We start from the raw sequence: 7,221 nt of genomic DNA on the forward strand, positions 1-7,221 counted from the left end.
CTATGAAAACTAAAACGTGCCTCGTCGCTCTGTTCACCTGCTTGGTTGGTTTGGCTGCTCCCTACGCGGCAAGGGCCCAAACAACCCAGCTAAGATTGGCCACCTTCGACATGGACGCAACTCCTCCAGTAGGGTCCTACTTGGCCTATGATCAGATGGAAAAGGCCGGCGAATTGGGGCTGCGCGCCCGGGGTATTGTGCTTTCTGGTTCAGGCCTTCCCATCGTGCTTTGCTCCATCGATTGGATAGGCATAGCCAATGAAAGCCAAGATTTTTTCAAGTCCGTTATTGCCGAAGCAGCGGGTACGATACCGTCACGCGTGTCGGTTCATACCGTGCACCAACACGACGCACCAATTAGCGACTTCTCTGCAGAGCGAATACTTAAGGCCGCAGGCATAGATCCGCTATCCTATGAGAGTACGTTCCAACGAGCCTTCGGACACCAATTAGCCACAACCGTACGTAAATCCTTAGCCCAGGCCGTTCCCATCACCCACATCGGACAGGGTGAAGCCACGGTACGGGAGGTAGCCTCCAACCGCCGCATCATCGGACCGGATGGCAAGGCGTTGCACTCGCGAACTTCTGCTACCAAAGACCCCGCAATCCGGGCCTATCCCGAGGGAGTCATAGATCCCGTAGTCAGTCTGCTTAGTTTTTGGAAAGACGACACACCCGTTGCAGTCTTGAGCTTCTATGCCGTACACCCTCAAAGCTACTACCTGACAAAGATTGCCAACCCGGACTTCCCCGGCTTGGCCAGGTACCTTCGGGAACTGGAAGTACCCGATGCCCTTCACGTACATTTCAATGGTGCAGGGGCCAACGTAACTGCCGGAAAATACAACGATGGGTCCAAAGAAAACCGACTGATCCTCGCCCAAAGGTTGGCATCCGGCATGAAAACAGCTTGGGAAAACACCCGGAAAACACCCCTATCGGCTGACGAAGTAGACTGGAAAGTGGAAAACGTACAGCTGCCCATTGCCGCATCAGTGGCCCAAATACGAGCGGAAATGCATGAAAAAGACATGCGATGGCGGACAAACTATCTGCAAAAGCTGGCTTGGAAAGACCGAATGGAATCGGGATACTCCAACCCCATTGCCTGCCTGTATTTGGGAGATGCCCGGGTACTGCTTTTGCCTGGTGAGTTATTTGTGGAATACCAATTGAATGCTAAACGCTACAAACCCAACCTGCGGGTGCATATGGCCGCCTATGCAGACTATGGACCCTTCTATATAGGTACCGCGGCAGCTTACGACGAGGGGGGCTATGAAATCTCTACCAGCCCGACTACCGCGGAGGCTGAACCAATTGTGCGAAAAGCAGTTAACAATTTATTAGATCATACACCTGTTAAAATGGATGGTGTGCCGGCGATTGCTCAAAAAGCATCGGACAGAGAGGGGATTACCAATCTAGCAGAATGGCAGGAAAGACGGCAAGAGGTATTGCGAAACATGGAAAAAATCATGGGACCACTTCCTTCTAGGGAACGGGAAGAAATTCCCCAGGTAGCTTATTCAGATACGCTTTCCACGGATCAATTTACCAGGTACTCTATCTCTTATGAAGCCCACAGCGGTTTTTGGGTACCGGCATTTCTGTATCTTCCGAAAGAAACCAGGCCACTCGGAACTCCCGCCATACTGGCCCTACATAGCACCGGAGATCCCGGTAAGAAAATCGTGGACGGGCAAACCCCGATGGAAAACCGTGCGGTAGCAAGGGAACTGGCTGCTCGGGGCTATGTGGTTTTGGCCCCGGATTACCCAAGCTTTGGAGACTTAAAAGACCATAATTTCCAAACAGACGGATTTGAGTCTGCTACCATGCTGGCCATTTGGAATCATATGCGAGGAATAGACTTTCTGCAGACCTTGCCGGAGGTAGATAGAAGCCGCATCGGTGTCATCGGACATTCACTGGGCGGCCACAATGCGCTATTTGTCGGCGCCTTTGATGAGCGGATCCAAGTCGTTGTCAGCAGTTGTGGTTGGACACCCTTCGACTACTATGACATTGGCGAAGAAGCTGCAAAACGGTACGGAGGTCGCCTGGGACCTTGGGCCCAGGACCGCTATATGCCCAAAATACGGGAATACATGCCCGATAAGCGACTTCCTTTTGACTTCACGGATATCATCTCTGTATTGGCTCCACGGGCGTTTTTTTCCAACTCCCCTACCGGAGATGGTAATTTCGATGTAAATGGGGTGAAGCACGCACTTGGCGAAATCGAACCCGTATTTAGGTACCTTGGGGTTTCGGAAAACCTCGAGGTACACTTTCCAGATGTAGGTCATGATTTTCCGCTGGAAGTGCGGCACGCCGCTTACCGGTTTATGGACCTGCAATTAAACTTCAAGCCGATTAACGCCTCCATTCCCTAGTACTACACCGCCTTAAATCAACCAACCATGCAACTAACCGATAAAATGAACATTAAAAACCTCCTCTTCATCCTGCCGGCGATCCTAATCGTCTCCTGTCAGGACCAAAAATATGCCGATGCACTGAGTCCAGAGGCATCCATGGCCACCTTTGACCTGCACGAAGATTTTGTAGTAGAACTCTTTGCTGCAGAACCGCATGTTTGGGACCCCGTGGAAATGGTCTTTGACGAAAAAGGCGGCATTTACGTTGTAGAAATGCCCGACTATCCCTACAAGCCGGAGGAAGGCAAAGGCCGGGGACGGATACGTTTATTAAAAGACACCAACGGAGACGGTGTGGTAGATGAGTCAGTGATTTTTGCTGACGGCCTGCCTGATGCTACTTCTATGCTCCCTTGGAAAGGAGGCCTGATCGTCACCTCAGCGCCACACATCTATTACCTGAAAGACACCAACGGCGACGAAAAGGCAGACGTCAAGGAAGTTCTCTTTGAGGGTTTTTTTGAAAACAACTCGGAAGCACAGATTACCAACCTGCGTTTTGGCTTGGACAATTGGATCTATGCCGCCAATAACGGACAACCAGGGGATGTCAGCTACCTACGTAAACCTGAAGCGGGACAGCTAACTATGCGCGGTGCCGATTTTCGTTTTCGACTAGATACCGATGAATTTGAATTGGAAAGTGGTACTGCCCAGTTTGGGCACACATTGGATGACTGGAACAACAAGTTTTTCACCCAAAACACCCTTCACCTCCAGCAGGCAGTGATACCCAGAAGGTATTTGGAACGCCACGGCCACCTTTCCTCGATGAATGTAAACCTCAATATTTCCGATCACGATTTTGAGATGTTTCAGCAGACACCGCCACCCTATTGGCGTGCCGAAAGAACCAGGCGGCGTAATATCCAATACCAAGAACAAAACTTAGATCGGGTAGAGCATGCTGAAAAGTACTTTACCGGCGCTTCGGGAGGTACGGTTTACAATGGTGATGCTTTCCCAGAAGCCTTTCAAGGAAATATTTTTACAGGTGATGTTGCCGGAAACCTCATTCACCGGGATGTGTTGGTAAAAAGCCCGAACGATGCGGTTTTTACCGCCCAACGTGCACCGGAGGAAAAAGCCCGGGAATTTTTAGCCTCCACCGACCCTTGGTTTAGGCCAACAAGTTTTACGATAGGACCGGACGGCTACCTGTATGTATTGGATTTTTACAGACAGCACATTGAAACTCCCGTATCCATCCCAGACGACCTAAAGGCCGATATGGATTTCATGTACGGAGAGCATCACGGCAGAATTTATCGCATAAGATCCAAAAATGACTCGGAACGACGTGCCAGTACCGTTGACCTAAGCAAAGCAAGCACCAGCCAACTCATTGAGCTACTGGCCCATCCAAACGGCTGGTATCGATCCAATGCCCAGCGACTGCTGTTGGAAAAAGGGGCACCGGAAAACCAAACCAGCTTAGACGAAATCGTACAAAACCACGAAACTCCCCAAACGCGCCTACATGCTGCCTACGTGCTGGAGGCTTGGGGTCTCTTGACAGCCGCGCACGTAGAAGCCCTGTTAACCCATTCCCATCCGGAAGTACAACGCCACGGACTGCAACTTGCCGAGCGGTTCCCCCAATTTAGAGCTACTACGCTGGCACTTAGCTCCCATGAAAATGCAACTGTAGCGCTTCAGGCACTATTGAGTACAGGCAATTTCACAGATAAAAAAAGCCTGGAAACCCTGGCCCTGCACCTCGCAAAGCAAGGAGAAAACCGTTGGTTCAGAACTGCCATCCTGAGTGCGAAAGGGGTGACCGAGCCCGCGTTCGTAACAGCTCTATTCGAAACATCCGGTTTTAGAAATTCGGAGGACACCTGGAAAGAGGAGGTGATCCGGGAAACGGCCCACATACTGGGTTCAAACGGAGAGAAAAAATCGTTGGAGGCCTTTACGCAGTATTTGACCCAGTCTGAGGATGCTTGGCAAAAGGCAGGACTAGATGGCCTTTCCAGAGGGTTGAAAAAGCACGAGGAAACCAAGCCAGAACTGAAAGCCTTTCTGGATGCGTTGGCAGAAAATACCGAGGAACCTGCTGTTTTGTTTAAACTGATTACCAGCAACCTGTAGATCCCTTCACACCATGCACAGAAGAAAAGTCCTTAAAAACCTGATTCAGCGCGGCAGTGCGTGGGTTGTACTTCCGTTGATTGCGGCCTGTTCGGGAGGGTCTTCCGAGTCTTCCAAAGAATACGACCTCGCTTCTATTACCGACTGCACAGATCTAAACGGGCTGCCCGAAGAGGAGGTCAGCAAACGGAGTCAACTAGGGTATGTAGAAAAAACTCCCATATCGGACAATAACTGCGACAACTGTCAGCTCTATCTGCCCCCAACCGAGACCCGAAAATGCGGGGGCTGTCAGCTCTTTAAAGGTCCCGTAAAGCCGGAGGCATATTGCACGTACTGGGCGCCACGCGTGGATCATGGCTAACAATACATCCAACACTTGGCTTTTGGCGCCAAAACACATTTCATGGGATCCCCTGTTTTGGGGATCCTCTTTTTTGTAGAAACCAGCACGAAAAAAGAGAATATGCTTACGCAAGCTAAATCGATATCTGTTACGTTTTATAATCTTTTCACAAAAACCCAAAGCGGAATCGTTTTATGGTCTAGTTTTTCCAACTTGGTATCCCAATACATTCTATACTAACCATGGACAAGATGCCCAAAAGCCCAGGGAAAAATAAACTAAGTCCGAGATAAAACATTTTTAGGTTCATGGATGCTGGGGGATTTCAGATAGTGATTGATATTGGATAACAATAGATATTTTTTATGGATAGAACGGAATACCTGTCAGGTTTTAAAAACCTGGCAGGTCTCATCCAAAAACTTATGCAGGACTCGGTTGAAAGCCTCAGGATTATCCTGATTGGCGATATGGTTGGCATTGGGGATTTCTACACATTGACTAGATGATTCCTTTTTACACCAAGCTTTGGACGCGTTTTTGATAAAGTCCAAGTCTCTTTTCCCATAAAGCATCAAGAGCGGAACTTTGGTGGGTTGGGGCGAAGAATCTATCAAATCGTAGCACATGTCAGCGGTGATTTGCAATGCTAACTTCTTACCGATTTTACCAATACTTCTGGCTAAATATTCCTGTACTTCCTTCTTTACAGCCCTGTGTTTCCCAAAAGAGCTGCAGAACATTTTCTCCGGCATCAAGCCCATCAAAAAGATAAAAATGGGAACAAGCGGTTTTGCCCATTTCCCTACATGGGATTTCAGTTCTATTCCGGGGGCATGGATCAGGGCCAACACTTTATCAGGATGTTTCAACTGAAAATACTGGGCCACCATACTTCCCAGAGATTGCCCAATCAAAACTACTTGGGTAATTTGCAGTGTCTCCAGTAGCTCATTCAAACATTCTGCAGACAATTCGGTGAAGCGCTTGTGGTAGTTTTCCAACGAGGAAGCACCATGGCCCGGTAAATCCCAAACCAAGATCCTGTAATGCGACTTCAATGATGCAAGCTGTTCTTGGAAAGTCAAACGGTCCATCCCTACTCCATGAATAAATACCAAAGTAGGACCAGAGTCTATTCCTGAAAGTTCATAATAGATATCTCCGTAAGCGCATGAAATGATTCCTTTCTTCATGTTAAATCAATTTAGTTTTTCAAGATGTCCCTTAGGCAATCATTGAAAGCCGCAGGATCGTCTAGGTTAGCCACATGTCCTACTCCTTTTAAATCCACCACTTTTGCCAATTGATTGGATTGAATGGCATGCAGGGTGGATGCCAACATTCTATTGATTCCTTTGTCAAATTCACATTTGATCAAGGTATAGGGAACAGGGCACTGCGCTATAAACCGAGTGAAATCATAATTTACCAAATTGTACCTGAAATGAGGAATGGCAGGTACCGCCTTTTCAAACATTTGGAAAAAAATATCCTTGGAGGCCTCATGGGTGACCGTATGGGAAACCATCAATTTCAGGTACCAATTTTTAAAAAAGCGGAGCATGAAAGCGTCAATCCCCCTAAATACTGGGGCAAGGAATTTTGGAAATTCCATCTGCCCAGTAGTACCAAAAGTGGTTAGGCTCAAGAATTTTTCAGGCACTTTACTGACCACCAGATAGCCCAGCACACCACCTGCAGAATTACCAACATAATGTATCCGGTCCAACTGAAGGTCTTCAATCAATTGGATAATATCTGCTGCCAATAGGGTCAAGGCGTATTTCCGGGTAGTGTTCGGTGAGGGTTTTGGAGAATCTCCATGTCCTCTCAAGGATACCAATACTACCCTATACCTATCTGAGAAAAATGCTCGCTGTTGCTGAAATTGGAGGATACTCGCACCTGCCCCATGCACTAAAAGGATTGCTTCCCCATGATCGGGTCCTGCAATGGAATATTCTAGATTGATCGTATTCGTCATTCACAACAGAGGTTATTTAATGTGTAAAACACTTCGCTGGACTTCAGGGGTACTTCGCGCAGCGTTATTTTTTTTGAAAAACTTCATCCAGCCAATCATAAACCGTATGCCGGATAAAGGTAAGATTGGGCAGCATGTTCTTTCCGGAAGCACCCAATTCTGCTTTTCCAATCACCAAATCCACCTTTGGATTATTGATTTTTTGCAAAGCATCTTCTATAAATCCCTTAGTTGCCCAATAAGCCAATTCATCCTCACCTACCATTAAAAGGCTGGGGCATTGGATAGCGGCAGGGTCTGCTTTAAACTCCTTACAGGCATCTAGCCATTCCTGTATGGTATTCACT

The 7,221-nt window shown here is 48.0% G+C and carries 5 protein-coding genes and 1 pseudogene; 3 read left to right on the forward strand and 3 right to left on the reverse strand.

Annotation, left to right across the window (positions count from 1 at the left end):
- The first annotated feature begins 2 nt into the window (after positions 1-2).
- From JJU34_RS12670 to JJU34_RS12680, 3 genes are read left to right on the forward strand one after another with little or no spacing between them, the layout of a single operon-like run.
- The gene (locus JJU34_RS12670; protein ID WP_228692745.1) at positions 3-2,402 is read left to right on the forward strand and encodes an alpha/beta fold hydrolase; all 2,400 of its coding nucleotides are present in this window, start codon (positions 3-5) and stop codon (positions 2,400-2,402) included.
- Between the two features lie 45 nt (positions 2,403-2,447).
- Positions 2,448-4,541 (forward strand): PVC-type heme-binding CxxCH protein, encoded by a 2,094-nt coding sequence (locus JJU34_RS12675; protein WP_228692746.1) that lies wholly within the window; start codon positions 2,448-2,450, stop codon positions 4,539-4,541.
- A 13-nt stretch (positions 4,542-4,554) separates the two neighbouring features.
- On the forward strand, positions 4,555-4,905 hold the full coding sequence (locus JJU34_RS12680) for a high-potential iron-sulfur protein (protein WP_228692747.1): 351 nt from the start codon (positions 4,555-4,557) through the stop codon (positions 4,903-4,905).
- 368 nt (positions 4,906-5,273) lie between these two features.
- On the opposite strand, the gene JJU34_RS12685 is transcribed toward JJU34_RS12680, so the two are convergent.
- The 3 genes and pseudogenes from JJU34_RS12685 to JJU34_RS12695 form a co-directional block, all read right to left on the reverse strand.
- Entirely contained in the window at positions 5,274-6,083 is an 810-nt protein-coding gene (locus JJU34_RS12685) for an alpha/beta hydrolase (protein ID WP_228692748.1), read from the reverse strand.
- Between the two features lie 11 nt (positions 6,084-6,094).
- Positions 6,095-6,874, reverse strand: a complete 780-nt coding sequence (locus JJU34_RS12690; protein ID WP_228692749.1) for an alpha/beta hydrolase — start codon at positions 6,872-6,874, stop codon at positions 6,095-6,097.
- 64 nt (positions 6,875-6,938) lie between these two features.
- Positions 6,939-7,221 (reverse strand): annotated as a pseudogene (locus JJU34_RS12695) (ABC transporter ATP-binding protein); the annotation flags it as partial.

The sequence above is a fragment of the Lunatimonas sp. genome (assembly GCF_020832325.1).
GTDB lineage: Bacteria > Bacteroidota > Bacteroidia > Cytophagales > Cyclobacteriaceae > Lunatimonas.